Raw genomic sequence first — 26,005 nt, 5'->3', positions numbered from 1 at the left:
ACTTGGCGATTCCGCGAGTATGCGCTGTTCCGTCAGCCTGCTTCCTGCTGCGGCTCGCTCGTTCCAGTTACCTCAGTGTCTGGATTCGGGCGCGGCTTGCGGATCGGGCGGGAGAACGCCTTGAGCGCAGCTGCGAAGCGCTGCGACCACTCTTCGGAGGGGTCCTGGCAGCCGGTGATCTTTTCGAGGTTGGACGGAGTGTAGCGCCCGTGGTAGTACTGCCGGGTCTTGGTGCCTTTACGGGCTTTCCAGCGGGGCTCGCCGACTGGGCAGGGGTCGTCGCCGTCGAGCTGGGCACGCATCATTTCGGCGATGTGTCCCGCGAATGGGGCCGGTTCGCCGATGGCGCTGCCCCGGTCGGCGACAGCACGGTCCACGGCCTGGCCGATCGCGCACTCGACGAGACGGCGGTCGCCGGTCCACAACGGTTGCAGGGAGCGACGCATCACGTCGCCGGGGAGCGGCGTGGTCCAGCCGAGCATGTGGGCCGCAACGGACATCTCCGCCCAGAGCGCGATCCGCAGCTCCTGCTGTTCGGTGAGGTGCTGTGCGGTGCGGAGCTGCCGGAGCGTACAGGGCACGGTGCCGCACTCCTTGCCGCAGGCGCGGCTGCGCGGGGTGACGAGCGGAGCCGGTGAGGCGGGCCAAACCGCGGCGCCGTCCTCCCTTTCGGTGCCGTCTTCCATGCGGACCAGCAGGGGATAATCCATGCCGTCGGTGAAGACGGCGGCCTCGCCCGGTTTGAGGGTGACGAGGTAGTCGGACTGGGATTGCGTGATGTTCATGGTGGCGCCGACTGCCTCGCGGTCGTCCCTGGCCGGAAGCCGGTGGACGATTTTGGCGGCGGTGTTCTTGATGACGTCGGGGACCAGCTTGCTGGGGATCTGTTCGGCGATGACAAGCCCCTCACCGTAGGCACGGATCTCCGCCAGCAGGCCGGCGAACATTTCCACGGCGTGCGCGCTCGCCCCACTGCTGTGCGAGCGGCGCAGCAGTCGGTGGGCTTCCTCGAAGACGGTCAGGTGCCGCAGGGGGAAGGCCAGCCGACGTGTCGTTCGTTGCTCCATGCGCAGGTACTCCACGAGCCTGATGAGGACGGTGCCCATCAGGAACGCCTTGTCCTTGTCGTCGCCGACGTCCTCGATCTCGAACACGACGTTGCGGCGCAACAGTTCCCCGAAGTCGATGGGGTGCCCGCCCTCGAAGAACCGGCCTGTGGTGCCGAGCCGCAGGCTGGTGAGGCGGATCTTGATGAAGCCACGGACGTTGCTGGTGATCTCCTTGCCGTAGCCGATTTCGGAGACCACCTTCACGGCGGTGTCCTCCAGATCCTCCAGGGTGGGGTAACGGGGTGCGGTGCCGGGGAAGCGCGGCTCGCCCAGCGTCAGGTCCCAGCCCAGATCCTCGTACACGCGGGTCAGCGCGGCGCTGAGCACCTGGGGGAAGGGCTCCTGGGGGTCGAAGGAGGCGAGGAACAGCGCCCGGACCATGTCCAGGTGGGTCTGGAGCGGGAAGCGTTCGCCGTCGCCGTAGACAGAGGGTTCCAGCGGGTTCAGCCCGGCGGGGAGGGCGTCCAGCTCGCCTGGCTTGATGACGATGACCTCGCTTTCGTCGCCCAGGCGCGCCGACATGAACCGGTACTCGGCCTTGGCCGGTTCGACGACCAGCCACGGCAAGCGTTCCCGGGATGCGGCTTCGAGCAGGCCGCGTACGGTCTGGGATTTGCCGCCGCCGGTCGCGCCGCAGACGAAGGTGTGCCGGTTGAGGCTGGAGCGGGGGAGGGAGAAGTCGCCGACGGGGTTGAGGTTGCGGTCGAGGACCGAGCCGAGGCGGACCGGGCTCTGACCGGGCTTCGCGGCGCCTGGGCGGTTCTCGGGGGTGACGTCGAATTCGGGCCGGAGGGCGAACCGCACTCCCGGGACTTCCCGGATCGGGGGCCGGGCGAGTGCGGCCAGCAGGTCGGACGAGGCGTCGAATCCGACGTTGTGGTCCATGACCGAGCTCAGTCCGGCCGTTTCGCCGTGTGGCTTGAGGACGTACGGCAAGCCCTCCAGGTCGGCCGACGAACACACCAGGGACGCCACCCGGGACGCCGCATGCGGGGTGTGGCCTCCGGCGAGCAGTCGGATGCGCCACAGCCCCCTCGATGATGCCTTGGCCAGCTCGCGCTGGTGGCGCTTCAACCTGGTGACTTCCACAGCGTATTCGGGGGCGATGATCGACGTGACCTCTGCGCTGTGTTGGCGGTCCGCGGCGTCATTGATCAGTTCGCCGATCACGCCGGCGGCTACGGGTTCCGCGAACACCAGCCATGCGAAAGGCCCCTGCCACACGCTCAGCAGGCAGTCCTCCAGGGTCGGCCGGATCAGGGAGGACACCTGATCCCGGGGCTGGTCGTCCATCAGCAGCCCGTCAGTGATCCCGGATATCGCGGTCCAGTACGGGAACGCGTCCAGCGCACCCGCGACGGCACCCCTGTCCTGCAGCCTCGCCCGCGCCCCGGCCGGGAGGCTCAGGAGCGCCGTGTCCGTCCCGGACTCGGCCGGATCGCCGACCAGGGCGGAGCCGCCGACGAACACGTCGAGAGGCCGGTCCGCCGCGGGGCGGGACCAGCCGAGCACGATGGCACCGGTGTCCGGCCCGGCTGAGTGGTAGGCGGAAACGAGCGCGGCGAGTCTCTGCCCGCGCAGGTCGTCAAAGAGCCCGGAAGCCGTGGGATGGGGGATCGCCGTCCTGGGGATCTCCTCGATCAAGCAGGTGTCCATGGAGTGGAGTTGCTGCCAGGGCCCGATCCGTATCGCTGTCATAAACACCAGAGCCTAGGTGATCACGAGCCGCGGTCGTCCTTCGTCACCTGGCGAGGGGTAGGAGCGCGGCGTGCGCACTGAGCCGCCGTCGGTACGGCCCGGCATCGAAGCTTCTGAGCAAACGGTGGCTCCACCACCTGCTCGTGTTCACCACGTCGATGCACACGGAAGGGCTCGGACACCGCGCTCAGGCGAGGACGTTCACGGCCCTGGCGACCACGAGCCCGAGGATCATGAGGGAAAGGATGGACTGGAGAGTCATGACGCTCTTGGCCCAGGGGGCGAGTGGCATGACATCGGTGGGGCTCAGCGCGGTGGAATTGGTGAACCCGAGGTAGAAGTAGTCGATGTAGTGGGGGCGCCAGTGCGGGGCGTTCAGTTCGGGGCTGAGCTGCTGTGGAAAGGCGAGTGCCGGAGTAGGGGGCATGTGGTGGGCCCGGGCGGCCGGGCCACCGCTGTCGAGTTCGAAGTACAGCAGGGAGAAGGCGAGAACGGTGGAGGCCCAGACGCTGCCACCGGCCAGCAGAAGGGCATTGGCCGAGTTGGTCTCGGTCCCACCGTGGATGAGATCGTCGATCAGCTGGACGGTCGACCAGATGGCGCTTCCCACGAGTACGACGACCAGAGCGATCGCCACCGAGCGCAAGACAGTGGAGCGACGGCTGATCCGGCCGGGGTCTCCCGAGATCAGCGCCACCAGCAGAAGACCTTCGGCGAGGGGCAGTGCCCACCGGGGTCCGAGACGCAGGTCGTCGGGCAGGAGCAGGGTGAGGACCGCGGAAGCGACGACCGCTGCGGCCATCGGCCAGCGGCTCTCGGTACGGACGGCAGATCTCGGCCCGGGCGCGGGCGGGCCCAGACGGTCCGTCTCGGAGGGGTTATGCCCGGTCACAGCCGCTTGCCCCCTGGGCCCGGTGGCAGGTCAGATCGCATGTCCCGCCCATCTCGTACGGTGCCGACGCTGCGGACGGTGCCGGTCGTCCTCGATGTCGGGTTCATGTGCCCGCTCCTCGCAGATGAAGGCGTACGAGGCGGCTGCCCCCACGACCTCGACCACGCCTGGACGCTCGCTCGTGAGGACGCGGCGCTGGACCTCGGATTCACCGTAGACCGGGGTGATCAAGGCCCGCGGCCGACACGCTCCACGTTCACACGCCCGCCGCACCGGCGGCCGCCTTCATGGAACGGCCTGGAGGCTCCCGGAGGGCGAGCCGCCGAGAGGCCCTTGCGCACCGGCCTCAGTGCCCGCCGGCTTGCTTCGCCTTCGCGGCCATGTCCTCGAGGACCGCTTTCGGGTCTCCGCCCGGTTCCACCGCACGCCCGATGTTGCGCTTGATGGTGTCGCTGACCACCATCCACGACGGGTCGTTGACCGGGTAGAGCTGGGCGCTGCGCAGCGCGGTCAGGAACTCGGTGTCGGTCTTGTCCATGCCCTCGCTCCCGTCCAGGGCCCGTGAGGCGGAGACCGTGGCGGGCAGCAGGTGGTAACGGCCGGCGAAGTCCGACAGGTTCTCGTCCTCGTACACGAACCGCAGGAATCTGCCAATCTGCTCCCGCTTGCCGTTCTGCTTGAACGCCATCATCCAGTCCGCGACGCCCACCGCCGGCGGCACCTGCCCGGTTCCGAGATCGTCCGAGAGCGGCATCGGAACCGTGCCGACGCTGATGCCCCTGGCGCGGGCCTCGTGGTGGAGGGAGGGGTAGCCGTTGAGCATGCCGACCTCGCCGCGCAGGAAGGCGGCGAAGGCGTCGGCGCGGTTGAGCCGGGACGGTGGGACGGGTCCGGTCAGGCCGGGAGTGACCAGTTCCTCCTTCACCCAGTTCCACGTCTTGATGTTCTGGGGGGAGGCGAGGCTGTAGTTGCCGCTGCTGTCTGCGTAGCCGCCGCCGTTGCTGAGTTCCCAGATCATCGCCTCGGCGTGGGCCTCCTCAGGGCCCAGGGGCAGCGCGTACGGGTACGCCACGCCCTTGGCCTTGAGTGCCTTGGCGGCGGCCTTGAGTTCGTTCCAGGTCTTGGGGGCCTTGACGCCGGCCTTGTCGAAGAGTGCCTCGTTGTAGAAGAGGAGGCGGCTGCTCGCCACGAAGGGCAGCCCGTAGAGGGTGCTGCCGACGGAGCCGGCTTCGGCGAGCGGCGGCAGGAAGTTCGCCTCGGCGGCGACCGAGAGGAGTTCGTCGGCGGAGTAGAGCCTGTTCTGAGCGGCGAAGTCCGAGTAGGAACCCATGAGGGCCATGTCCGGCGCTTTGCCGGCCTTCACCATCTTGGTGACCTCGCGGTCGATGTCGGCCCATGGGAGGAGCTTGACCTCGATCTTGATGCCCGGGTTCGCGGCGGTGAAGTCAGTGCTCACCTTGGACCAGAAGGCCGCGGAGCTCGTGGCAGGGGTGTCGCCGTACTCGGCGGCCACCAGGAACAGGGTTCCGCCGTCGGCCGCGCTGCCTGCGGAAGTCCCGCATCCGGACAGTGGTACCAGCAGACCGAGGACGACCGCTGTGGCGGCCTGCCCGAAAATCCTTCGTCGCACGGGTGTGTTCCCCTGAATTTCTCTGGATTCCGTTACGGCTCACGTCGTTTCGGGCCGAGGGGTGCCCCGTCGCTGCCCGTTGGCCGGGATTCTCTCCACACGTTGGCTCGTTTGGCGTCACCGAACGAACAGGTGTGGGAGATAACCCAAATCACGGAATTCCCGGTTGTGAGTTCCTACAGGGAGACGCCGGTTCGGACGCGCGTAGAACAACCGAAACACTCCGTTCCGGTAAGGGAGCGGACTTTGGCACGCTGTGCGGGATTTGCGAAGGAGGATGGAGGGAGCAACGAACTCGGCTCGCGGCAGGGCTGGTTCACCCGGCCCCGGGAGCGGCACGGGCTGCCGGGCCTTGGCGGCCGCCTTGGTCGCCGCTCGGATCAGGTTCGGGTCCCATCCGAGGTGTCGGCGATGCGGTAGCCGACCCCGGTCGTGGTCGTGATGACCGGGGGATCGCCGAGTTTGCGGCGCAGGCGGCCGATCGTGACGGTGACCGTGTTGGTGAAGGGGTCGGTGTTCTCGTCCCAGACCTGCTCCAGGAGCTGTTCGGCGCTCAGGAATCCGGGGCTGGCGCGCAGCAACGCCTCCAGGACGCCGAACTCCTTGACGGACAGGTCCAGCGGCCGGCCTTCGCGCAGCACGGTCCGCCTTACCGGGTCGAGTTCGAGGCCGACAGCCCTCAGCACGCGGGCCCGGGCGGTCGGCCTTCGACGGGCCAGGGACCTGATGCGCAGGACGAGTTCGGGAAAGTGGAACGGTTTGGCGAGGTAGTCGTCAGCTCCGAGGGTGAGCCCGCTGACCCGGTCGCCGGGCTCGCCCGCGGCGGTCAGCATCAACACCATCGCCCGATCGTCCCGCTCGGTGATCATCTGGCAGAGCGCGTCGCCGTGGATGCCGGGTAGGTCGCGGTCCAGGACCACCACGTCGTACGTGTGCACGTCGATCCGCGCGGCGGCGGCCAGGCCGTCGTGTGCGATGTCGACGGCCATGCCTTGGTCCCGCAGTCCCTCGGCGACGACCTCGGCGAGGGCCCGCGCGTCCTCCACGACCAGTATCCTCACGCCGTCAGCCCTCCGGTTCCTTCCTGTCCGGCGGCCGCGCGAAGCGCCACCGTGACGCTCAGGCCTCCTTCCGGGCGGGCCAGCACGACGAGTCGGCCACCGTGCGCCGCAACGATCGCCGCGACGACGGACAGTCCGAGCCCGGACCCGGTCTCCGAGCCCGTCCGGTCCGCGCCGAGCCGCTCGAACGGCCGCGTCAGCCGGTCCGCCTGCCCCTGGTCGAGGACGCGGCCGCCGGTCTCGACGGCGAGGCGTGCCTCGCCGTCGTCCAGGCCGGTCGAAATCCGGATCCAGCCGCCCTCCTCGTTGTGCACGACCGCGTTGTCGACCAGGTTCTCCACCAGCCGCGACAGCAGCGCCGCACTGCCCCGCGTCCAGGCCGGCGCCAGGCCCGCGCCCTCGGCCCCGCCTTCGACGGTCAGCGCCTTCGCGGCGATGCCGGCGGCCCGGGCGGCCAGTGCCTCCGCGACCAGTTCGTCCAGGGGCACGGGGGTCCGGTCGGCGAGGGTGCCGTGCTGGGCCCGGGCGAGAACGAGGAACCCGTCCAGCAGGTGGTCCACCCGGTCGAGTTCGGTCCGTAGCCGTCCGGCGAGCGCGAGGGTCTGCGCCGCGGGTTCCGGTTTGGCGACCGCCACGTCCAGCGAAGCACGCATCGTCGCCAGTGGCGTACGCAGTTCGTGCGAGGCGTTGCCGACGAATCGGCGCTGCGCGACGAACGAGGCCTCCAGCCGTTCCAGCAGGCCGTCGACGGTGTCGGCGAGCTCCTTGACCTCGTCGACGGGTCCGGCGACCGCCAGCCGCTCGTGAAGGTTGTCCGCGGAAACCCGCCGGGTCGCCGCAGTGATCAGGCGTAGCGGGCGCAGCACCCGCCCGGCGAGGAGCCGGCCGACCAGGAGCGAAACCCCTGCCATCACCAGCAGCGCGATCAACGAGCCGACCAGCAGCCGGTGGCTCTGCTGCTCGTGGAGTTCGGCGAGCTGCCCCTGGAGGTCCTGGATCCGCTGCTCGGCGGCGACGAGGGACCCACCGGACGCACTGTCCGGGGGCTGTCCGGGAGCCCTGCTGGTCACCCGGGTGCCGGACATCAGGTAGGTGAGGGCGAGCAGTACGGCTCCGGACCCGAGGAAGCCGGCCGCGTAGAGGATCGTGAATCGCCGGCGTACCGTCCCGCCCCGCAGCATGCCCATCTTCTCCCCGTCCCCCGCGCTCGGCCGGTCCCAGGATGCCCGGCCGTTCCTAACAGCGGCATAACGGGGACGGTTCGGGCGGCGTGAGGGGCCGGACCGTAGAACCGTTCCATGCCAACGACAACCGAACCGCTCCGGCGGGAGTGGACCCGATTCCGGCGACCGGGCCGACTGTTCGCGATGGTGGCCGCGGCCTTGGCCGTCGTCGCCGTCGGCCTGATCTATGCCCTCGGCAACCACGCCTCCTGCGACGGCCCGTGCCCGGTCGACCCGACCGGTCCCGACGGCTCCCTCGTCAACGACCAGTTCGTCTTCGCCCACCGCGACCTCGGCGAAAGCGGCAGCATCACGGTCCGGATGACGTCCATGACCGGCACGATCACCTACCCGCCGCCGAACCACGACCAGATCCTCCCGGGCCTGGTGCCCTGGGCGAAGGCCGGGATCATCGTCAAGGACGGTGTCCGCCCGGGGTCCTCGTACGCGGCGCTGATGCTCACGGGCGCCCATGGGGTCCGCATGCAGTACGACTACCGCCACGACGTCGCCGGCCGCGCCGGCGGGGTCTCGGTCGAGTCGCCGCGCTGGCTGCGACTGACCCGGTCGGGCGACACCGTCACGGGCTACGAGTCCCCCGACGGCGAGCGCTGGACGAGGGTCGGCACGGCGCGGCTGCCCGGGCTGCCCAAGACCGCGCAGGTCGGCCTGTTCGCGGCCTCGCCCGGCGACTTGACCCTGCAGCCCGTCGGCTTCGGCGGCGGCGTCAAGGAACACGTACGTTTCACTCAGGCCTCCGGCGTCTTCGACAAGGTCGCCCTCCAGGGCGCGGCCACCACCGGAGGCTGGAGGACGGACACCCTCGGCGACATGAACCGGACCGACTGGGAGAAGTACCACCAGCCGTCCGGGGCAGTGGAGAAGGACGGCACGATCACCGTCACCGGCGTCGGCGACATCGGCCCGGCCGGCAGTGAGGACGGCGCCCGCCCGGTGGAGAGCACCCTCGGCGGCTTGCCGGTCGCCCTGATCGTCGTGCTCGTCGTCGCGGTGCGGTTCGCCACCTCCGTGGGTCCCGACGCTTCGGGCACCCGCCGGGAGCTCGCGGCGCGCGCTGCCGTCCTGGGGGCCGTCACCTTCGCCACCGGGGTCCTCGCGCTGGGGATCGTGATCCCGGTCGGCGCATCGGTCCTCAAGGGCAACGGGATCACCGTCATAGGGGTGTCGGCGTTCACCGGAGCGCGGGTCGTGGTCGGTACGGCCGCCGCCCTGGCCCTCGCCGCGGTGTTGGCGTTCGCCCTCGGCACGCTGCTGCGACGTGCCCGGTTCGCGGTACCCGTCGCGCTCCTGGCGGTCGCGGTCCCCTACGCCGTGACGTCCTTCCCGCTGATCGCCGACGGCCCGGCACAGTGGCTGCTGCGCCTCACTCCGGCCGCCGGCTTCGCCGCGCAGCAGACCCTCGTGGAACATGCGCAGGTCCTCGCCCACTACGCACCCTCAGCCGGCTACTTCCCGCTGCCGTGGTGGGCCGGAATGGGCGTGCTGTGCGCCTACGTGGCGCTGCTGCTGTGGCTCGCCGCACGGCGCCTGCCGCCGTCGTCGCCGGCACGTACGGCTGACCCGGCGGTGCTGGGGGGCGGGGTCCCGGTCGACTGGAGGTGAGGTGACGGTGCGGGACCCCCGCACGCGGGTGGCTCATTCGCCCCAGGACCCCGGCAGGGCCGGATGCGGCCGGGGTACGGGGCCCTCGCGGCACCGGTCCCGCCACCGCACTCGCGCTTCCCTGGACCAACGCCGGAGGGGCACCCCCTCCGGCGAACGGGTTGATCACGACCAGCCCGTATGCTCAACTACCGTTGCGCGACGATCAACTGTGACTGCACGGCGGCCATGGGCGCTACTCGGCGAATCAAGGGGGAACTCGATGTCCACCAAGCGTTCCATCCGCGAATTGAACGCTTCTGATGCGCTGAGGCGCAGGGGGATCTCCGGATTAGGCGCGCGCATGCGACGGTTGGCAGCTTACGAGCGGCGGTGGATGACGAGCCTCGGGCTGTGGCTGGCACGGCGCACGGACGGGGTCGGGGGCGCCGACGTCGCCGTCGGGTATGCGCGTGCTCAGGCGCCGACGGCGTACGGGCTGATCTTCGTGTTCGTGGTGGAGACGGTCGGGGTGTCGTTCATGCTCGCCGAGTATCCGGTCGCCCATCTGCTCATGCTGCTTCTCGACCTCTACACGGTGTGTCTGGTGGTGGGGCTGCACGCCGCCGCCGTCACACGCCCACACGTCGTGGGGCCGGGCGGGCTGCGAGTGCGGCGCGGTGCGGCGCTCGACCTGTGGATACCCCTCGAACGGATCGCGTCCGCTCGCTACGATCTCCGGATCCCGGACGCGAACAAGCCCCAGGACGGCGTGCTGGAGGTGGCCATCGCCTCGCAGACCTCGATCACTGTCGACCTGGTCCGACCAGTGATCACGCTGAGTTTCTGGGGGACCCCCAGGGAGGTCCACACCGTCCGCTGCCACGCTGACGAACCGCGGGCCGCCGTCGCGGCCATCAACAGGTTGCTGCCGATCGACCGGTGACGCCCACCTCCGGGCCTGTCCGGCACCTCGCCACGGTCAGAGCTCTGGCAGCGGGAACGTATCCGTGTCGCTCCCCGTCGGCACCACGCGCGCGTTGCTGAGGTACAGGTGCAGCAACCCGTCATCCGGACATCTCAAGGCCACGGTGAGGCCACAGATCCTGCGGTCGGCGGTGAGAGCGACCGCGATGGCGGTCTCGAACACGCGATGCCCTGCCGGACACCGGATGACGGGTTGGTTTCCCGCACCGGAGAGTGCTGAGGGGAGCGGGGTGTCTGAAGGCTCAAGCCTCCACGCGTACTGTCCGGGGAACCCGGCCTCCCAGCCATCCGGTAGACCCAGCGGCAGGCAGCAGCCGAAGCACCAGCACTCTCCGTTGAGTTCGAACTCCTCCGAGCCGCACGTGGTGCACACGAGCATCATGGCCTCGGCCCGATCGTCTCGAACCGACCCCCTCACGAATCGCAGGAGGGCGTCACGCCCCTCAGCTTCGCCGACGGGTCCAGCGCTCCACATGACCTCACCCCCCATGGCTGTATCCATCCGATCCGCGGTCCCGCTCGGCCGGCCTTCAGCCGGCTTCGGCCGGCACGAGCCCGAGCGCCGTGACGAGTTGACGCGTCTCCTCCCGGAAGAGCTTGTCCGGGTTGACGGCCTGTCGGCTCAGATGCCCGTAGACCTCCAGCGACACCATGCCGTGCAGGTGCCCCCAGATGCGCAGGGCGAGCGCCACACCCGCCGGGGGCAGCTCGGCGAAACGGGGCCGCACCTTGTCCAGCAGTCCGGCGTCGAAGTCGCTCCACTCGAAAGCGCTGCCCTCGTACAGCCCCTCGGCGTCCGGCCAGGCGGCGGCCGCGAGGCCGGCCAGTCCGACGCACACCCGCCGTGCGGCCTCGGGCGCCGCGCCCCCCTCCGGAGCCTGGTAACCCGGCACGGGGTCCCCGTAGATCAGTCGGAAACCTTCGGGGTTCGCCAGAGCCCACCCCCGGAAGGCATCGGCCCACGCCTGGATCCGTACGGCCGCGCCGTGCCCGTCGGTCGCCTGCCAGGAACCGTCCACGGTGTCGGCGAGCCCGGTGTAGACATCATCGATGAGGCTGGTGACGAGGTCGTCGCGCGTCGCGAAGTAGCCGTAGATGGCGTTCGCGGTCATCCCCATCTCGCGCGCGATGGCCCGCAGGGTGATGGCGTCCGGCCCGCCCGAGGCCATCAACGCCAGCGCCACGCTCTTGATTTCCGCGGTCGTCTCGGCCCGCAACCGTTCCCGCCGGTCTGTTCTCACCACCCGGCAACTGTACCCCGCACAGGAACTTCACACCGTATAGTTCCCACACGGCGTAAAGATCGATGGGAAGTCAACGGAGCAAGGGGACAGCCATGTTCATCGGAGTCATAGGAGCCACGGGCACCATCGGCAGCCGCGTCGTCACGGAGGCCCTCGCCCGGGGCCACCACATCCGCGCCTTCACACGCGACGCCTCGCACGTGGAAGAGGAGCGTCCGAACATCACCTGGTCCACGGTCGACGTACTCGACCCGGACGCCATCGCAGCGGTACTCCCCGGCCTCGACGTCCTGATCAGCGCCTTCCAGCCGGGCAATGCCACCCGCGACCTGGCCGACACGATCGAACGCTCGATCGCGGACCCGTCCGCGTACGCCACGGCGGCACGCTCCCTCCTCAAGGCCCTGGAGACCCACCCCCGCACCCGCCTCATCGTCATCGGTGGCGCCGGCAGCCTGGAGGTCGCCCCCGGGGTGGTCCGCGCCGACTCCGACGCCCTCCTCCACCCCACTCTCGACCAAGTCGGACTCCCCCGCGCGTACGCGGCCGCGGTCCGAGGCCACCGCGAAGCCCTCAGCGTCCTGCAGACCTCGAACCGCCTGTGGACGTACTTCAGCCCGGCCGAGTCCATCACCCCGGGCGAGCGCACGGCGCGCTTCCGCATCGGAGGCGACCAGCCCGTCCTGGACGCCGACGGGCGCAGCCACGTCTCGGCGGAGGACGCGGCGGTGGCCCTGCTGGACGAATCCGAACTCCCCCGTTTCGTCCAGCGCCGTTTCACGATCGGCTACTGACGAGCCCCGGGCGAGGCGCCCGCAGACTCGGCCCTGACTGGCCTGACCGGCCTGAACAGTCCGCCCACCCACCAATCGTGCGGCTTGCCGTCGTTGGCGATGCTGCGATGGCGCAGTGTCCCTTCGACGGTGAAGCCGAGTTTCTCGGCGACGGCACGCGAGCCGGCATTCCCGGCCATGGCCCACCACTCGATGCGGTGCACGTCGAGCGTGGCCCAGCCCCAGTCGCACAGGGCCCGAGCGGCCTCTACCGAGTACCCGCGTCCGCGCTGCTCCTTGACCGCCCAGTAACCGAGCTCCCAGACGCCGCGGCTGATCAGGGTCAGGCAGTACGAACCAACCAGGGCGCCGGTGTCCTTGCGGAACGCGCCGAGGGTGTAGTCCTTGTCCTCGGCCCACTGGGCGGGCAGCTTCTCGCCGACGAGTTCCTCCGCGTCAGCACGCCGGTACGGCACCGGCACCGGGGTGTAGAACTGGATGTCTTCGTCCTGGCAGGCTTCGTACACCGCATCCACGTCGACAGGCGTGAAGGCCCGCAGCAGCAGGCGGTCGGTCTCGAGAGTCACTGGATCCATCGCGGCAGTATGACCACCATCAACGAGCGGCGACCAGCGAATATCCCGGCCGGTCACCGCCCGTCACAACACCCCGGGCTGGTCAACGCTCGTCGAAACACCCCAGATCGGGCCGCCGCGCACCAGGCGGCGAGACGACAGGGACATGGCCTCGACTGAACGTGTTGCCGAAACCGCGCATGGTTCATGACCTATGGCCCCGTTACATGGCCCCCGAGTCAGGCCCGAAGTGCCAGGGCTTGCGCTCCAGCGGGCCCGGGGGCGCGGGAGGACCGGCGAAGACGCGCGCCTCTGCGGATCGGGGAGGACAGACCGCCACTATCGGTCCATGACGACGCGAGATGAAACGGGCGCGTTCCGCCCGCAGGGCCCGTTGCCGCCGCTTCCGGAGGACTGGGAGCGGTGTCTGGCCGTGGCGGCGCATCCGGACGACATCGAGTACGGCGCCGCCTCGGCCGTAGCCCGCTGGACCGCTCAGGGCAAGCGGGTGACGTACCTGCTCGCCACCCGTGGTGAAGCGGGCATCGACGCCCTGCACCCCGCCGAGGCCGGACCGCTGCGCGAGGCCGAGGAGCGGGCCGGAGCCCGTGAGGTCGGTGTGGACACGGTGGAGTTCCTCGACCATCGCGACGGCGTGGTGGAGTACGGCCCCGGCCTGCGCCGCGACATCGTCCGCGCGATCCGTCGGCACCGGCCCGAGGTGGTGGTGACGGGCGCGTTCACCGTGCGGATGGTCGCGGGTGTCACCAACCAGGCCGATCACCGCGCGGTCGGCCTCGCGGCCCTGGACGCCGCGAGGGACGCGGGCAACCGCTGGATCTTCCCGGAACTGGCCGACGAGGGCCTCGAACCCTGGGGTGGCGTCCGGCTGGTGTGCGTGGCCGGCCCGGAACGCCCCACCCACGCCGTGGACGTCACCGGCGAACCCCTGGAACGCGGCATCGCCTCCCTGTCCGCCCACGCCGAATACACCAGCGGGCTGGGAGAGCGGGGCTTCGAACCCCGCCCGTTCCTGACCTGGGCGGCGCGGCTGGGCGGCCCCGCACTCGGTGTCGAGGCGGCGGTCCTCTTCGACGTACACCACCTCACGTTCGAGGGGACGCCGCCCTGGGACCGGTAGGCCCCACGCCCCACGCGGCCCGCGCCGGGTGTGGGCGCGGAAGGCCGTCCCGTTCGTAGACGCGCCGTGCCTCATGCGCCACGCCCCCGGCCTGTCCGGCCCGGGGGCGTGGGGTCGGTGAGCCCCTCGCGGATCAGCCGCGGCGGGTCTTGCGCCAACCGAAGGGGCCGGGCAAGTCCATCGAGGTGGTGCGGCGTCCGGTGCTGCTGTGGGTACGGCGGGGGCCGTGCTTGCCGCCGGTGGTGACCGACCACGACTTGCGGTTGATATTGAGCCGGACACCGGGCAGGATCCTGAAACTCTTGCGGAACGTCAGCGGCATGTCGTCTCACTTCCTCGGTGCGGGTACGGGACGGGCGGCCGAACCGTGCCTGCGTTCAGGCCGGTTGACGTACCTCCCGTATGTCCGGCGCTCCCCGTTCCATGCGTCCTGGCTCCGTTGAGCACCGGGCGGGCGGGGGGGCTGACGTCCGGCGCCTGTGGCGAGGTCAGTCGAACAGGTTCTCCCGATCGGCCAGTTCGCGGTCGATCAGCTCTTGGACCGCTCTGCGCGTGGTCTCGCCGAGCAGTCGGGCGGCTTCCCGGCGGGCGGCCAGACCCTCGGGCCGCGCCGGCGCCGGGATCGGCTCCCCGACGGTGATGGTCCAGTTGGACGGCAGCGGGAACGGGGTGGTGAGCGGGAAGTACGGCACGCCGAGGAGCCGGGCGAGGGTCGGCACCTCGCCGAGCTTGGGGGTCGCCTCCTCCGCTCCGACGATCCCGACCGGTACCACGGGAGCTCCCGAGCGGATGGCGGCGACGGCGAAGCCGGGGTGGAAGGGCCGCAGTCGGTACCGCTCGGTGAACGGTTTCTCCAGGCCGGCGACGCCTTCCGGGTACATCCCGACGAGCCGTCCCGCGTTGAGGTGGTCGACGCCGGCCGTCGGGCCGATCGGGAGCGCGCCGTTGCGGCGCGCGTGCCGCCCCAGGATGGGTGTGCGGAAGACGAAGGGGGCCGCGAGGAAGCGCACGCGCCGGTCCAGGGCCCTGCCCAGGACCTTGTCCAGTACGAACGCGTCCAGGCCCCAGGCACCGGAGTGGTTGACGGCGATCACGGCGGGGCCCTCGGCCGGGATGTTCTCCAGGCCGAGCGCGACCACTCGGAAGTAGTCGTCGACCAGCCAGTCGAGGAGGCGGTCCCACGCCACCTCGCCGGCTTCGCCGAGCAGCCGCTTGGCGGAGTCGATTTCCGCCCCGGCCGCCTTGATCATCTCGGCCACACTGTCCCTCATGGTGGGACCTCACTCTCGCATCGCGCGTCACCGACGGGATGTCGACGGGACGGGTTCTGCCGGTTCAACGTGCGTGGGCGCTGTTGATCACGGGTGATCGCGACGGCGCGGATGAAGTCGTGCGTTCGAGAGCGGTCGGACGAGCGGCGCCCGCCCGGGTGGGTTCAGCCCGAGAACCACCTCGCGGCCTGCCGGACGTCGGCGGCCGCGTTCGCGCACCGGTCGGCGTGCGCGAGGAGGGCCGCCCGGAACCGTTCGCCGGTTTCGCTCCCGTTCCAGCCGGTATCGGCGGCGCAGGCGGAGAGCCGCTCCGCGTGGTGGTCCAGCCGGTCCGCGTCGACCCGTCCCCGCGCCCCGTACGCCGGTAGCCGGTCTCCGTACGCTTCCGCTGTCACGGGGGGACCGTCGGTCTCGACGAGGGCGACGGCAACGGACTCTGGATCGAGGCGGCCCGGGAGGCGGTCCAGGGCGAACCGCGGCGCGAGGAGGACGGGGCGCGCCCCCGCGGTGGCGCCGCGGACGACTTCCCGGCCCACGAGCGCGGCGAAGCGCGCGGTGGCGCAGCCGGACGGGCTGCCGCACAGGGCCCACGCCGGATCGGCGGGCTCCCCCGGTGTGCGCCGCCCCAACATGGCGCGGTCGTAGAGGATTTCGTCTCCCGGGGCGATCGCCGGTCCGTCCGTGTCGAGCGGCGCACGGACCGGGTACACCAGGGCGGGCAGCGGAGGGTAGTGCTCCAGGGCGAGGTCCACGGCGGCGTCCGGAGAGGTCACGGCGCCCGTGGCCGCGCCCGCGGCGAGCAGGGCCAGCGCCTGGAGCGCCGACACGCTGGTGACCGTCGACACCAGGGCAAGGGCGTGCGCGACGGCCAGGTCCCTTTCCGGCGCGCCCTGGGACCGGGCTGACAGCCGGCCGGCCAGGGAGCCCGGCTCGGGGTCGGCGAGGTACGGGGCGAGCCGGCGCCGCAGGGCCGCCGCCCGCTCCTCGTACGCACGGCTGCCCACGGCGCCCGTCGCAGCCCTGACCATCTCGCTCAGCAGGGTGTCCGCGGCCGCGCCGGCCCCCAGTACGACGTGTCGGCTCAGCCGCAGCATTCCGGTGTGCCAGTGGTCCCCGTCCAGGGCTCCGTCCTCACTCCGGGCATCGAGCACCGCATGCAGGTGCCGGCCCACCCGGGTGGTCAGCCCGGCGAGTTCCTCCTGCGTCAGCACATCCCACGCGCCCGCCGGGACCACGTGCGGCGAGAGGCCGCGGCGGCGCCCGTCGGTGGCGAGAGCGGACGCGGTTCCCAGCGCACCGGCTCGGTCGGCACGGGCCAGCAGGCCCTCCGCGTCCGCACGGGCCAGCGGCGCGAGGAAGGTGCCGATGGGCGTACTGAGCCGCACCGGTCGCCCGTCCCGACGGTCTTGCAGGTGTGTCACCAGCCGGCGCTCGAGGCCGGCGCGGGTGAGCGCGTCCAGACCCAGCGTCCGCGCGGGCAGGTCCGCCCACGGCAGACAGCGGGCCACCAAGGCGGCGCTGAACAGGACGTTCTCCAGAGGCCGGGCCGTCTCGGGTCGCGGGGCGGTGGTGGCCGGGGCGTCGTACGGGGTGGTCATCGGTTGGTCTCCCTCGTGGTCACGCGGTCACTTGTCGCGGAGCATGTACGGCTGGTTCCCGACGACTTCGCCGTCGTAGGCCGCGATCAGTTCGTTCACCCGGTCCCGGTGGTGTGCCATCTCCCCGCGCAGGGTGCCGGAGTACGCCTGCGGGGCGTGCGACAGCGGGTAGTCGTACGACTCGTCCAGCCAGGACAGTTCGACCCAGCCGGCGGGGAGGTCGTGGGGAGAGGCAGGGCCGCGTCCGTCGAGCATGGGAATCACGTCGTGCTTGTTGACCAGGCTGATCACCTGCGTGGTGTGGTCGGCCGGGCGCTTGTTGTCGATGGGTGAGCCCAGCGTGACCACGTGAGTGATCCGGTAGGTCGACGCCAGGTCCACGTCCATCGCCAGGTTCATCGCCGTCAGCCCGCCCAGGCTGTGTCCGACGAACATCACCTCGGACCCGGCCGGCACCCCCGCCCGGCGCAGCAGCTTCCGCGCGGCGCGCGTGTAGGTCGTGTCGGAGCGCAGGCACCCGTCGAAGGCGCCGATCAGGTCCTGGGGAGTGCTGTTGCTCGGCAGCCCGAAGCTGGTACCGGGCAGCAGGAGCACGTACCTGACGTGGCCGTCGGTGCATGCGACGCGCCGCAGCAGCACCAGGCCGTGATTGCCGAGCGTGCCGATGTCGTTGATGTAGCTGACGATGTCGTTGCAGGACGTGCGCAGGGCCTTCGCCAGGATGGAGTCGGGTTCGATCCGCTCCGCGCGCCCGGGACCGGGATTGAGGAACCCGAGCACCGAACTGGGCAGTCCGAAGAAGGGATCCGTGGTCGGTACGCTGCCGGCGAGGGTCACCCACGAGAAGTCGTCGTTGACCGGGTTCTCGTCGAGCAGTCCCAGCAGCCCCAGGAGCTCCATGATGACGGGGCTTACGGTCGTCAGGGCACGGGTCACGCCGAGCCGCTCGACCAGCGCGTGCAGGGCCCGCAGTGCCTCCCACCGGTTGCCCTTCACCATGGCGTCGGTGAGGCGCCTCGCCAGTACGGAGTCGAGGTTCGGGTGCTCGGCCACCGCCGCCTCGATCCTCAGCGCGAAGGCGTCCACGGCCATGGCCACCGCGGCCGGGCGGCGGTAGGTCACGCTCCCCGCCATCCGGGCCAGCTCGCCGACGACTCCACCGTTCGGACCGAACCCGAGCCCCGAAGGGCTGGTCAGCGCCTTGGCGCACGACACCGCCGTACCGAACGCCCACCCGGGGCGGCGCAGGCAGGCCAGGCCGAACCGCCAGCTGCTCAACGCGCCCGTCAGATCCGCGCCGGCCCGCTTCGCGGTGAGCGCCGCGTCCGCCAGCAGCACGGAGGCGGCGATCAGGAGCTCCGCGTCGGGCTGCCCCGTCGTGGAAGGAGCCCGGCCGGGCACGGCGTCCAGGGTGTCCACGGGCGGCCCGGACTGCCCCGGAATCGGCTGAGCTGCTTCGACGACCACCTGATGAGGCGTCACGGTCTTCCCTCTCGTCGCTGTGCGGGCGCTTCACCGCACTGCCCGGCTTTCCGCCAGGCATCGTGGCACCGGCGCCGATCCGCCGCGCGCACCCGAGAGGCCGGCGGGCGACGGCGGTGCGCCTACCCGCCGGCCGTCGGCGCCCGCCCTGCGGCGGCGGGCCCCCGGCCCCACCGGGTACGGGACGGGCACGGCCGGGCCGGGCCCGCCGCGCATCTCTGTGCAACTCGAAGGATGAGAGGGAGGTCGCCGCGTTGACGGGTGCCACCCCTCACCCCGGTCATGCGCACGGGAGCCCGGTGGCCGTGGTCCGACACCGCGGAGAGGCGCCGTGCCGGGCGCGACCGGCTGCCGGGCCGCATCGGTGCCGGGCACGGGCGATCATTGGTCTGCGGAGTGGGTGTCGGCGTCGGCGTCGGCGTCGGCGTCGGCGAGGAGTTGTGCCGTGAGTTCGATACAGCGCATCCGGGCGGGAGAGAAGTCGTAGGGCATTTTGGTAATCGCCTTGAAGGCGCTCATCTGTGTGTCCTCCTCCCCTGTCAGGTCGGCGTCGTAGATCTCGAACAGCTCCTCCTCTGCCGCATCCAGCCCAGCCGCCTCGATGGCCCGATCCAGGGCCTTTTGTTGGGCACAACGCTGTACGGCGAGTTCTTCGACGCGCGGGTCGTGGGTATCGACGCCGTCGTCGAGAGCGGCCTCGGCGGCGTCGAGACGGTCGTCCTCGGCCCTCAGCTCGGGGTGGGTGGCCAGCACGATGAACACGCTGGCCTGGACGGCGGCGCCCAGCGGGCCGAAGACCCGTTCCGTGACCAACAGGGCGTCGAGGTCGGAGGGGCGCAGTGCGCCCGGGGGCAGGTGGCTGAGCCGGTCCGTGACCAGTTCGGAGAGCAGCCCCAGCGGGTTGCCCACCGCCTGCAGATGGCGGACAGCGGCGCGCTGACGTTCGATTTCGGCCGCCCGCGCCGCCAGGGTCTCCTCCAGCCTGCTCAGGATCTCCTCGATGTCGCGGGCTTCGTCGAAGGCGGCCCGCATGTCGTCCAGGCTGATGCCGACCGCTGCCGCCTTCCGGATCCACAGCAGGCGGATCATGTCGTCGTAGCCGTAGCGGCGGCGGCCGTCTCCCCCTCGCGCAGGCTCCGGCAGCAGGCCGATTTCGTGGTAGTGGCGGATGGCACGGGGGGTGGTCCCGGCGAACGCGGCCGCATCACCAATCTTGACCTGGCGGGGAGGCGTGATGGAGGGGTACATGAGACGGAGCCTTTCGTGCTGTGGTGCCTCGACCACACCACATGCCGCTACGGCAGGTGCAACAACACCGTCCAGGTTCCACCAGAGCCAGGCCCTGGCTGCCGCCGGAACTGATCCAGGCGGGCCCCGCACGGTCCGGGTGTCACTCGTCGACAGCCCCCATCGCCGCCGACGCCGGGAAGCACGACGGAATCATTCACGGCTCAGCACTGGGATGCAGTGGCGTGAACTGCCCGAAGGGTTCGGCCCGTGGAAGATGGTCCACATGCGGTACTTGCCATGGTCGGCCGACCGCACCTGGGAGAGGCTCCTCCAGCGCATCCCGGGCGCCGCCAATACCGATGCCGATTCGGCAGAATGGCCCGTCGGCTCAGGAATCAAGCACGGCGGCGACGGCTTCGATCTCTACGAGCTGGCCGTCATAGCCCAGCACGGTGACACCCATCAAGGTGCTGGGCACGTCGTGGTCACCGAACGCGTCCCGGACAACCTCCCACGCCGTCACCAGGTCTTCCCGCCGGTGAGAGGCAACGAGAACACGGGTGCTGATGACATCGTGCAGTGACGCGCCCGAGTCCGTCAGAGCGGTCCGCATGTTCTCCACAGCCTTGGCCGCCTGCCCCGCGACGTCCCCGATCGCCGCTGTGGAGCCATCCTCATTCAGAGGACATGCTCCGGCCAGGAAGATCAGCCGCGACTCGGCCGGGGCCGTGGCCGCGTAGGCGTACTCCGCAACATCGGACAGGGAGGCAGAGCGAATCAATGTGACAGCACGCGGCACGGGCTTCCTTTCGCAGCAGTTCCGGGTCACTCAGGACCTTCTCAGAGGTCGGCTCCGCGTTCGACACATTTTCCTGGCCCGTCGACTCCCGTGATGGGCGCACTGTCGTCAGCCTCCCCACGCAGTGGCGGGGTTGGTCTTCCCGTCGGGGCCGCCGCTGGAACCTGGCCGCCGACGACGCCGAATGCGAGGCTCTGCTCGGGGTCGCGAAGGACTGCCCGAACACCTGGAAGCCGGTTATGGGGTAGGTCAGAGGCGGCGAGCTCCTTGACCGCATCCTGCTATCTGGGCCGCTGGAACCTGGCCTCGCGTTTGATCGCCTGGAGGAGCCGTGCATCGGCGGCGGTCGCGCGCTCCCCTGCCGCGTCGAGCCTTCGCAGGTTGGCCTCCTGCTTCTCTTCGGCACTCGGTTCCGGGATGGGCGGCAAGGGCGCCGAAGTCAATCCGAAACTGTCGGTGGCTACCACGACCACCCGTATCCGCCCTTCGACAAGGTCCAGGGCGTATGTCCACGAGTGGACAGCATCGAAGAACTGGTTCCAGAGGTCCGCGACCTGCCGCGAGCCGAACATCTCCACTTGCGCCCCGACCAGCCCCAATGCCGTCATGTCAGGGACCGTGTCGTTGTCGGACCCACGGTCCACGCGCGCGGCAATCTCCTGGCGCATCCGCGCGAGGGCGACGCAGGACTGGACCGCCGCCCCGTAGGCGTCCATGCGACGGTTCCAGATCAGGTGACGGCGCTCGCGGGCACGGGTCAGCAGATGAGTACCGGCAACGGTCGATGTCGTCACCACCGTCGTCACAACCGTGGCGATCAGGGTCGCCTGTACGGGTGTCAGGTTTACGAGGTCCATGAGACCGCAGTCTCAAGGCCTGCCCCACACCTCCGCAATGGCAGCGCGATAAAGGCGCCGGCGCAGGCGGTGGGGCGGAGCGCCCGTGATGTCCCGGGCGAGCGGGGGTCACGGCCAACGGCTTGGGCCCCGGCAACCTGTTGAGGATGCCGGGGCCCAAGCCGTGAAGGGCGCGGTCAGGACGGAGGGCCGCCGAAGGGGGCGCCGGTGCCGTAGTAGGTGCCCAGCTCCTCGCGGTAGCCGTCGTCACCGATGTGCTTGTCGCGGTGGAACTCGGGAGCGTCCTTGATCTGTTCCTTCGTCCGGTCGACGTAGACCTTCCGCTCGTCCGGGTCGATCCGCACCACCGTGCTCGCCGGCAGCAGGACCTCCTTGCCGAAGATCCACACCCCGGTGTCCACGACGAGGTAGGCGTCACCGACCTCGTCGGAGTGCTTGTCGACCTTGCCGATGCTCCCGTCGGTCGCCTCGACCTTGTATCCGGTCAGGTCCGTACCGGCCAGGTGACCCGCAGCCGACTTGTAACTCCACACATGCTCAGTCACGCGAAAACAACTCCTCCGGGTAAAGCGAGAACCATAAGGAAAACAATTCCCCGTCGGCTCCCGTTCCTTCCGTACAACTCGTGCGGCGGATGGCGCATTCTCCGTTCCGCCTGGCAGCCGCATGCCCCGCCCTTGCGACTTCATTCCCCCGGATCGGGTTCGGGGGCCGGGACGGCCGTCGATCATTGGAGGTGAGCAGGTCCCCTGCTGCGTCACGGCGGCCGTCCCGGTTACTCCCCCAGGTACCCCGGATAGACGATTTCACCCGGTACCGGACACCCTGCGCCCGCGCGCGGACATGGCTGTGGCCTGCCACCCTCGTTCGGAGAGGGTGACAGGCCACAGCCATACATGCCTGACCTGGGCTTCCGCCGGTCGGCTACCAGCGGTACCAGCGGCCGCTACTGCCCTTCGGTCGGGCCACGAAGCCGATCAGCCAGAGGATCAGGACCGCGATCGCGACCCACCAGAGAATCTTCACCGCGAAACCGGCACCGAAAAGAAGCAGAGCGAGCAGAAGAACGAGAAGCAGGGGAACCATAGTTATCAACCTCCAGACAAGCGAATGCCCCCACACCTCCCACCCATGCACGGGAAACTTACCTGTTTCTTATCAGCGCGGACGGGAAAACGTACGGCCCGCATTTGCCGTTCTGAGCGAGGGAGAGGAGCCCTCCGACGGAGGGCACGCCCACCTGCTTCCGGCCCACAGTGCCTCTACGCCTTGATTGGTGCGGCGGACCTGGCGGCCCGCTCGACCTTCGCGAAGTAGGCCGCGCGGGCTTCTCCGTCGATCTGCTCCTCGTGTTCGGGGCGCAGCCCGGTCCGGCCGTCGAGGCCCTCGCGCAGGATGTCGGCGTGTCCGGCATGCCGGTTGGACTCGCCGAGGACGTGGACCATGATGGCGAACAGGTTCGTGTTGGGATGAGGCTCCGGCCACCACGGCACGTGGCCGGGGGCGTCGAGGGGAAGCTCGTTGATGGTCGCGTCCGAGTGTTCCCACGTGCGCTGGTAGAACCCGATGATCTGATCGCGGGTCTCGTCCTCGGCCGCCCACAGATCGCTGCCGTTGTAGTCCTGCCACCGGGGCAGCGGTTCCGGGGAAGGGCGGTCGAAGACCTCGCCGAAGTACCTGGCCTCGACGGTGGCCACGTGTTTGACCAGCCCGAGGAGGTTGGTCCCGGTCGCTGTCAAAGGCCGGCGGGCGTCGTATTCGGACAAGCCGTCGAGTTTCCAGAGCAGCGCTTTGCGATCCCGCCGCAGTCTCCCGTGCAGGTTGTCTTTCGCGAACTCATCGATCATGCGGCATGAGCCAGCCATGGGCTGCTCGTGGTCTCAAGATCCCGTACGTGGTCCGCAACGACTGGCGGAACCGACGCCTGGCCAGGTACAGGCTCAGTACTCGGTGGAGCCGGTCCACAGCGTCCCGTACGGTCGGCCGTAATGATCAAAGCGGGCGACCCCCACAGTCTCGGTGTCCCTTCCTCCGAGGCACGGTTGCACTTCGACACGGAACTGCAGGAGCTCGGCGGCGGGCTCCCCTGCCGCCAGCAGCTGTCGGGCACGGCCCGACTCGCGGGACAACGCGAGGACGGGCAGCCGTTGGGCACTGGAGACCGTCACTGGAGTGTCCTGCCTGTTCGAGACCGCGCTCGCCCGGTGGCGATTACCTAGCGTATTCAGAGCAAGCGTAGCTTTCCCGCCTCACCGGACGATCAAGTTTCCAGAGGCAGATCCTTGGCAGCCAGGGCTCAGGGCCCGTGGCGCGTGCCGAGGTCTCGGTCGCGCGGCAGCCCTCGGCTCCTATGAGCGACTCGTCCGCCTCACCACATAGGACGCGGTCTTAGCCGAGATGGGCGTACTCGGGAGGCCGGAGTCGAGCACGGGCGGAAGGGTTGCGCCTGGGGCATGGCCCCGCACTCCGGTTGAGCTGCAGAGGATCTCGCGGGCCACACGGCCTGGGCAAGAGGAGACGTCACGCATGGTGCAGAAGAAGGCGGCCAAGGCCACGGCCAAGAAGGCCACTCCGCGGAAGCGGGCCGATTCCGGCGCCACGCCGGGCCGGCCCGCGCCGGAGCCTGCGGCGGGTGTCGAGCCGACCAGGCCGCGTGAGCCCCTGCCTCCGAAGCCGGATCAGAGGGGCCCGGACACCCTCGGCCCGACGGGGCGGCCGACCGGCGCGCCCCAGGCCGCGGTGGCGCAAAGCGGCGCCTACCTGACGACCGCGCAGGGGGCGCGCCTGTACGACAGCGATCATTCGCTGAAGGCGGGTGCGCGGGGGCCGGTGCTGCTGCAGGACCACCACCTGCGGGAGAAGATCACCCACTTCGACCACGAGCGGATCCCCGAGCGGGTGGTGCACGCGCGCGGCGCGGCCGCCCACGGGGTCTTCCGGGGATACGGCAGCGCGGCGAAGGTCACCAGGGCGGCGTTCCTGGCGAAGGGCGTCGAGACGCCCGTGTTCGTGCGGTTCTCCACCGTCCTGGGATCGCGGGGTTCCGCGGACACGGTGCGCGACACGCGCGGGTTCGCGACGAAGTTCTACACCGGTGAGGGCACCTTCGACCTGGTCGGCAACAACATCCCGGTCTTCTTCATCCAGGACGCGATCAAGTTCCCCGACATCATCCACGCCGCCAAGCCGCACCCAGACCGGGAGATCCCGCAGGCACAGAGCGCGCACGACACGTTCTGGGACTTCGTGTCGCTGCACACCGAGGCCACCCACCACACCCTCTGGAACATGTCCGACCGGGCGCTTCCCCGGTCGTTCCGGATGATGGAGGGCTTCGGCGTCCACACGTTCCGTCTCGTGAACGCCAAGGGTGCCACGACCCTGGTGAAGTTCCACTGGAAGCCGAAGCTGGGCGTGCACTCGCTGGTCTGGGAGGAGGCGCAGATCACCAACGGGATGGACCCGGACTTCCACCGCCGCGACCTGGCCGATGCCATCGAGGCGGGTGCCTTCCCCCAGTGGGAGCTCGGGATCCAGGTCTTCCCCGACACTCCGGAGCAGACCTTCGAGGGGATCGACCTGCTCGACCCCACCAAGATCGTCCCGGAGGAACTCGCGCCGGTGGAGCCGATCGGGCTGATGACGCTGAACGCCAACCCGACGAACTACTTCGCCGAGACGGAACAGGTCGCCTTCCACCCCGGCCATCTGGTTCCGGGCATCGACGTCACCGACGACCCGCTGCTGGCCGGCCGGCTCTTCTCCTACCTCGACACCCAGATCAGCCGGCTCGGCGGACCGAACTTCGGGCAGATCCCCGTCAACCGGCCGCATGCCCCCGTCAACGACATGCTCCGCGACGGCATGCATCAGAGCGCCGTCCACGCGGGCACGGCCCCGTACCGGCCCAACAGCCTCGACGGCGGCTGCCCCTTCCTCGCCGGAGCGGAGACGGGCGCGTTCATCGAGGTCCCCGTCGAACTGGCCGCGGCGCGGAAGGTGCGCGAGGCCCCCGCGTCGTTCGACGACCACTTCAGCCAGCCGCGCCTGTTCTGGCTGAGCATGACGCCGGTGGAACGCGAGCACATCATCGCCGCCTACACCTTCGAACTGAGCAAGTGCTACGAGCAGTCCGTCAAGGAACGCGCCCTGGCGGTGCTGGCCAACATCGACCCGCAGCTCTGCCAAGAGGTCGCCACCGGTCTCGGGCTTCCCGCGCCGGCCCCCGCGCAGCCCCTCGGGAAACCGGCTCCCAGCCCGGCGTTGTCCCAGGTCGGCGGCACGTGGCCGCTCGACGGACGGGTCGTGGGGATCGTCGCCGACTCCGGGTCCGACTTGAAGGGGGTCAGAACGGTGCGGGACGCCGTCCTGAAAGCCGGGATGGTGCCCCTGGTGATCGCCCCCACCGGCGGCACACTCGGAAGCGGGAAGAACCCGGTCACGGCCCAGCGGACGTTCGCCGCCACGCGCTCCGTCGAGTTCGATGCCCTGCTGCTCGCCGGCACCCCTGGGGCTGCGGCCGACGCCCACGGCGCCCGCGACGCCAAGGCCGGCGCGCCCGAACCTGACGGCCCCGATCCCCGCGTCGTACTCCTGGTCGAGGAGGCCTACCGACACGGCAAGGCGGTCGGTGGCTGGAACGACACCTCCGGCATCCGGGAAGCCGTCGGCATCGAGGAAGACGGTCCAGGGACCGCCTTCGCGGGCGGCCCCTCCGCTGCTTTCAAGGGCATCGCCCGGGCGTTGGCGGAACACCGCGCCTGGGACAGGTTCCCCAGCACGCTCTGAACCAGGACCGGCCCGGCAGTGCCGGGCCGGCCCTGGCCCCCCGTG

General features: G+C 70.2%; 23 protein-coding genes and 1 pseudogene. 6 read left to right on the top strand and 18 right to left on the bottom strand.

Annotation, left to right across the window (positions count from 1 at the left end; genetic code table 11):
- Positions 1-32: 32 nt before the first annotated feature.
- From AC07B0_RS04210 to AC07B0_RS04190, 5 genes are all read right to left on the bottom strand, one after another.
- The gene (locus AC07B0_RS04210; protein ID WP_478896652.1) at positions 33-2,807 is read right to left on the bottom strand and encodes an ATP-binding protein; all 2,775 of its coding nucleotides are present in this window, start codon (positions 2,805-2,807) and stop codon (positions 33-35) included.
- A 187-nt stretch (positions 2,808-2,994) separates the two neighbouring features.
- Entirely contained in the window at positions 2,995-3,609 is a 615-nt protein-coding gene (locus AC07B0_RS04205; protein WP_356878391.1) for a hypothetical protein, read from the bottom strand.
- A 436-nt stretch (positions 3,610-4,045) separates the two neighbouring features.
- Positions 4,046-5,329, bottom strand: a complete 1,284-nt coding sequence (locus AC07B0_RS04200) for an extracellular solute-binding protein (protein ID WP_478896650.1) — start codon at positions 5,327-5,329, stop codon at positions 4,046-4,048.
- Positions 5,330-5,709: 380 nt separating this feature from the next.
- Complete coding sequence (locus AC07B0_RS04195; protein WP_467295486.1) at positions 5,710-6,390, bottom strand: response regulator transcription factor; 681 nt, start codon at positions 6,388-6,390, stop codon at positions 5,710-5,712.
- Positions 6,387-7,577: a sensor histidine kinase gene (locus tag AC07B0_RS04190; RefSeq protein WP_478896647.1), complete on the bottom strand. Its 1,191-nt coding sequence runs from the start codon at positions 7,575-7,577 to the stop codon at positions 6,387-6,389. Before AC07B0_RS04190 ends, AC07B0_RS04195 begins: the two co-directional genes overlap by 4 nt.
- Before the next feature lie 111 nt (positions 7,578-7,688).
- Between AC07B0_RS04190 and AC07B0_RS04185 the strand changes: the two genes are divergently transcribed.
- A complete protein-coding gene (locus AC07B0_RS04185) occupies positions 7,689-9,236 on the top strand; it encodes a hypothetical protein (protein ID WP_469382369.1) in 1,548 nt (515 codons plus the stop codon).
- Between the two features lie 262 nt (positions 9,237-9,498).
- Positions 9,499-10,161, top strand: a complete 663-nt coding sequence (locus AC07B0_RS04180; protein WP_478896645.1) for a hypothetical protein — start codon at positions 9,499-9,501, stop codon at positions 10,159-10,161.
- A gap of 36 nt (positions 10,162-10,197) precedes the next feature.
- Here AC07B0_RS04180 and AC07B0_RS04175 read toward each other — a convergent pair whose 3' ends face one another.
- Positions 10,198-10,692, bottom strand: coding sequence for a hypothetical protein (locus AC07B0_RS04175; protein WP_478896643.1), 495 nt, complete (start codon positions 10,690-10,692; stop codon positions 10,198-10,200).
- A 40-nt stretch (positions 10,693-10,732) separates the two neighbouring features.
- Positions 10,733-11,446: a TetR/AcrR family transcriptional regulator gene (locus AC07B0_RS04170; RefSeq protein ID WP_478896641.1), complete on the bottom strand. Its 714-nt coding sequence runs from the start codon at positions 11,444-11,446 to the stop codon at positions 10,733-10,735.
- A gap of 92 nt (positions 11,447-11,538) precedes the next feature.
- Here AC07B0_RS04170 and AC07B0_RS04165 point away from each other — a divergent pair, with 92 nt between their 5' ends.
- Positions 11,539-12,240 (top strand): NAD(P)-dependent oxidoreductase, encoded by a 702-nt coding sequence (locus AC07B0_RS04165; RefSeq protein ID WP_478896639.1) that lies wholly within the window; start codon positions 11,539-11,541, stop codon positions 12,238-12,240.
- Here the strand turns inward: AC07B0_RS04165 and AC07B0_RS04160 are convergent.
- Positions 12,234-12,815, bottom strand: coding sequence for a GNAT family N-acetyltransferase (locus AC07B0_RS04160; RefSeq protein ID WP_469382364.1), 582 nt, complete (start codon positions 12,813-12,815; stop codon positions 12,234-12,236). The two genes, AC07B0_RS04165 and AC07B0_RS04160, sit on opposite strands and share 7 nt — an antisense overlap.
- Before the next feature lie 328 nt (positions 12,816-13,143).
- Here AC07B0_RS04160 and AC07B0_RS04155 point away from each other — a divergent pair, with 328 nt between their 5' ends.
- A complete protein-coding gene (locus AC07B0_RS04155; RefSeq protein WP_478866449.1) occupies positions 13,144-13,935 on the top strand; it encodes a PIG-L deacetylase family protein in 792 nt (263 codons plus the stop codon).
- 133 nt (positions 13,936-14,068) lie between these two features.
- Here AC07B0_RS04155 and AC07B0_RS04150 read toward each other — a convergent pair whose 3' ends face one another.
- The 5 genes from AC07B0_RS04150 to AC07B0_RS04130 form a co-directional block, all read right to left on the bottom strand.
- Positions 14,069-14,257, bottom strand: coding sequence for a DUF4236 domain-containing protein (locus AC07B0_RS04150; protein WP_356877506.1), 189 nt, complete (start codon positions 14,255-14,257; stop codon positions 14,069-14,071).
- A 166-nt stretch (positions 14,258-14,423) separates the two neighbouring features.
- On the bottom strand, positions 14,424-15,206 hold the full coding sequence (locus tag AC07B0_RS04145) for a lysophospholipid acyltransferase family protein (protein ID WP_356877507.1): 783 nt from the start codon (positions 15,204-15,206) through the stop codon (positions 14,424-14,426).
- Between the two features lie 164 nt (positions 15,207-15,370).
- The gene (locus AC07B0_RS04140; RefSeq protein WP_478896636.1) at positions 15,371-16,804 is read right to left on the bottom strand and encodes a cytochrome P450 family protein; all 1,434 of its coding nucleotides are present in this window, start codon (positions 16,802-16,804) and stop codon (positions 15,371-15,373) included.
- A 27-nt stretch (positions 16,805-16,831) separates the two neighbouring features.
- Positions 16,832-18,286 carry a lipase family protein gene (locus AC07B0_RS04135; protein WP_469382361.1) on the bottom strand — a complete coding sequence of 485 codons (1,455 nt, stop codon included), beginning with the start codon at positions 18,284-18,286 and terminating at the stop codon, positions 16,832-16,834.
- 381 nt (positions 18,287-18,667) lie between these two features.
- Complete coding sequence (locus AC07B0_RS04130; protein WP_478896634.1) at positions 18,668-19,534, bottom strand: MerR family transcriptional regulator; 867 nt, start codon at positions 19,532-19,534, stop codon at positions 18,668-18,670.
- Here AC07B0_RS04130 and AC07B0_RS04125 point away from each other — a divergent pair.
- Positions 19,455-19,832, top strand: a pseudogene (locus AC07B0_RS04125) (transposase); the annotation flags it as partial. The gene AC07B0_RS04130 and the pseudogene AC07B0_RS04125 sit on opposite strands and share 80 nt — an antisense overlap.
- A 72-nt stretch (positions 19,833-19,904) precedes the next feature.
- Here AC07B0_RS04125 and AC07B0_RS04120 read toward each other — a convergent pair.
- From AC07B0_RS04120 to AC07B0_RS04100, 5 genes are all read right to left on the bottom strand, one after another.
- The gene (locus AC07B0_RS04120) at positions 19,905-20,315 is read right to left on the bottom strand and encodes a RidA family protein (protein WP_356877511.1); all 411 of its coding nucleotides are present in this window, start codon (positions 20,313-20,315) and stop codon (positions 19,905-19,907) included.
- A 281-nt stretch (positions 20,316-20,596) separates the two neighbouring features.
- Positions 20,597-21,172 (bottom strand): hypothetical protein, encoded by a 576-nt coding sequence (locus AC07B0_RS04115; protein ID WP_478896632.1) that lies wholly within the window; start codon positions 21,170-21,172, stop codon positions 20,597-20,599.
- Positions 21,173-21,348: 176 nt separating this feature from the next.
- Positions 21,349-21,717 carry a PRC-barrel domain-containing protein gene (locus tag AC07B0_RS04110; RefSeq protein ID WP_478896630.1) on the bottom strand — a complete coding sequence of 123 codons (369 nt, stop codon included), beginning with the start codon at positions 21,715-21,717 and terminating at the stop codon, positions 21,349-21,351.
- 379 nt (positions 21,718-22,096) lie between these two features.
- A complete protein-coding gene (locus AC07B0_RS04105; protein ID WP_356877514.1) occupies positions 22,097-22,258 on the bottom strand; it encodes a hydrophobic protein in 162 nt (53 codons plus the stop codon).
- Positions 22,259-22,434: 176 nt separating this feature from the next.
- Positions 22,435-23,019, bottom strand: coding sequence for a DinB family protein (locus AC07B0_RS04100; protein WP_478896628.1), 585 nt, complete (start codon positions 23,017-23,019; stop codon positions 22,435-22,437).
- Positions 23,020-23,698: 679 nt separating this feature from the next.
- On the opposite strand from AC07B0_RS04100, the gene AC07B0_RS04095 reads away from it, so the two are divergent.
- Positions 23,699-25,960 carry a catalase gene (locus tag AC07B0_RS04095; RefSeq protein ID WP_478896626.1) on the top strand — a complete coding sequence of 754 codons (2,262 nt, stop codon included), beginning with the start codon at positions 23,699-23,701 and terminating at the stop codon, positions 25,958-25,960.
- The last annotated feature ends 45 nt before the right edge of the window (positions 25,961-26,005 follow it).

It is taken from the genome of Streptomyces sp. NPDC044704 (genome assembly GCF_056433525.1).
This window is presented reverse-complemented; position numbering and strand designations above follow the sequence as displayed.

Bases quoted from the DNA above. Each gene is read 5' to 3' on its own strand.
- AC07B0_RS04210 (WP_478896652.1), bottom strand. From the start codon at position 2,807: ATGACAGCGATACGGATCGGGCCCTGGCAGCAACTCCACTCCATGGAC.
- AC07B0_RS04205 (WP_356878391.1), bottom strand. From the start codon at position 3,609: ATGGCCGCAGCGGTCGTCGCTTCCGCGGTCCTCACCCTGCTCCTGCCC.
- AC07B0_RS04190 (WP_478896647.1), bottom strand. From the start codon at position 7,577: ATGGGCATGCTGCGGGGCGGGACGGTACGCCGGCGATTCACGATCCTC.
- AC07B0_RS04185 (WP_469382369.1), top strand. From the start codon at position 7,689: ATGCCAACGACAACCGAACCGCTCCGGCGGGAGTGGACCCGATTCCGG.
- AC07B0_RS04180 (WP_478896645.1), top strand. From the start codon at position 9,499: ATGTCCACCAAGCGTTCCATCCGCGAATTGAACGCTTCTGATGCGCTG.
- AC07B0_RS04175 (WP_478896643.1), bottom strand. From the start codon at position 10,692: ATGGGGGGTGAGGTCATGTGGAGCGCTGGACCCGTCGGCGAAGCTGAG.
- AC07B0_RS04165 (WP_478896639.1), top strand. From the start codon at position 11,539: ATGTTCATCGGAGTCATAGGAGCCACGGGCACCATCGGCAGCCGCGTC.
- AC07B0_RS04160 (WP_469382364.1), bottom strand. From the start codon at position 12,815: ATGGATCCAGTGACTCTCGAGACCGACCGCCTGCTGCTGCGGGCCTTC.
- AC07B0_RS04155 (WP_478866449.1), top strand. From the start codon at position 13,144: ATGACGACGCGAGATGAAACGGGCGCGTTCCGCCCGCAGGGCCCGTTG.
- AC07B0_RS04150 (WP_356877506.1), bottom strand. From the start codon at position 14,257: ATGCCGCTGACGTTCCGCAAGAGTTTCAGGATCCTGCCCGGTGTCCGG.
- AC07B0_RS04145 (WP_356877507.1), bottom strand. From the start codon at position 15,206: ATGAGGGACAGTGTGGCCGAGATGATCAAGGCGGCCGGGGCGGAAATC.
- AC07B0_RS04140 (WP_478896636.1), bottom strand. From the start codon at position 16,804: ATGACCACCCCGTACGACGCCCCGGCCACCACCGCCCCGCGACCCGAG.
- AC07B0_RS04130 (WP_478896634.1), bottom strand. From the start codon at position 19,534: ATGTACCCCTCCATCACGCCTCCCCGCCAGGTCAAGATTGGTGATGCG.
- AC07B0_RS04115 (WP_478896632.1), bottom strand. From the start codon at position 21,172: ATGGACCTCGTAAACCTGACACCCGTACAGGCGACCCTGATCGCCACG.
- AC07B0_RS04105 (WP_356877514.1), bottom strand. From the start codon at position 22,258: ATGGTTCCCCTGCTTCTCGTTCTTCTGCTCGCTCTGCTTCTTTTCGGT.
- AC07B0_RS04100 (WP_478896628.1), bottom strand. From the start codon at position 23,019: ATGATCGATGAGTTCGCGAAAGACAACCTGCACGGGAGACTGCGGCGG.
- AC07B0_RS04095 (WP_478896626.1), top strand. From the start codon at position 23,699: ATGGTGCAGAAGAAGGCGGCCAAGGCCACGGCCAAGAAGGCCACTCCG.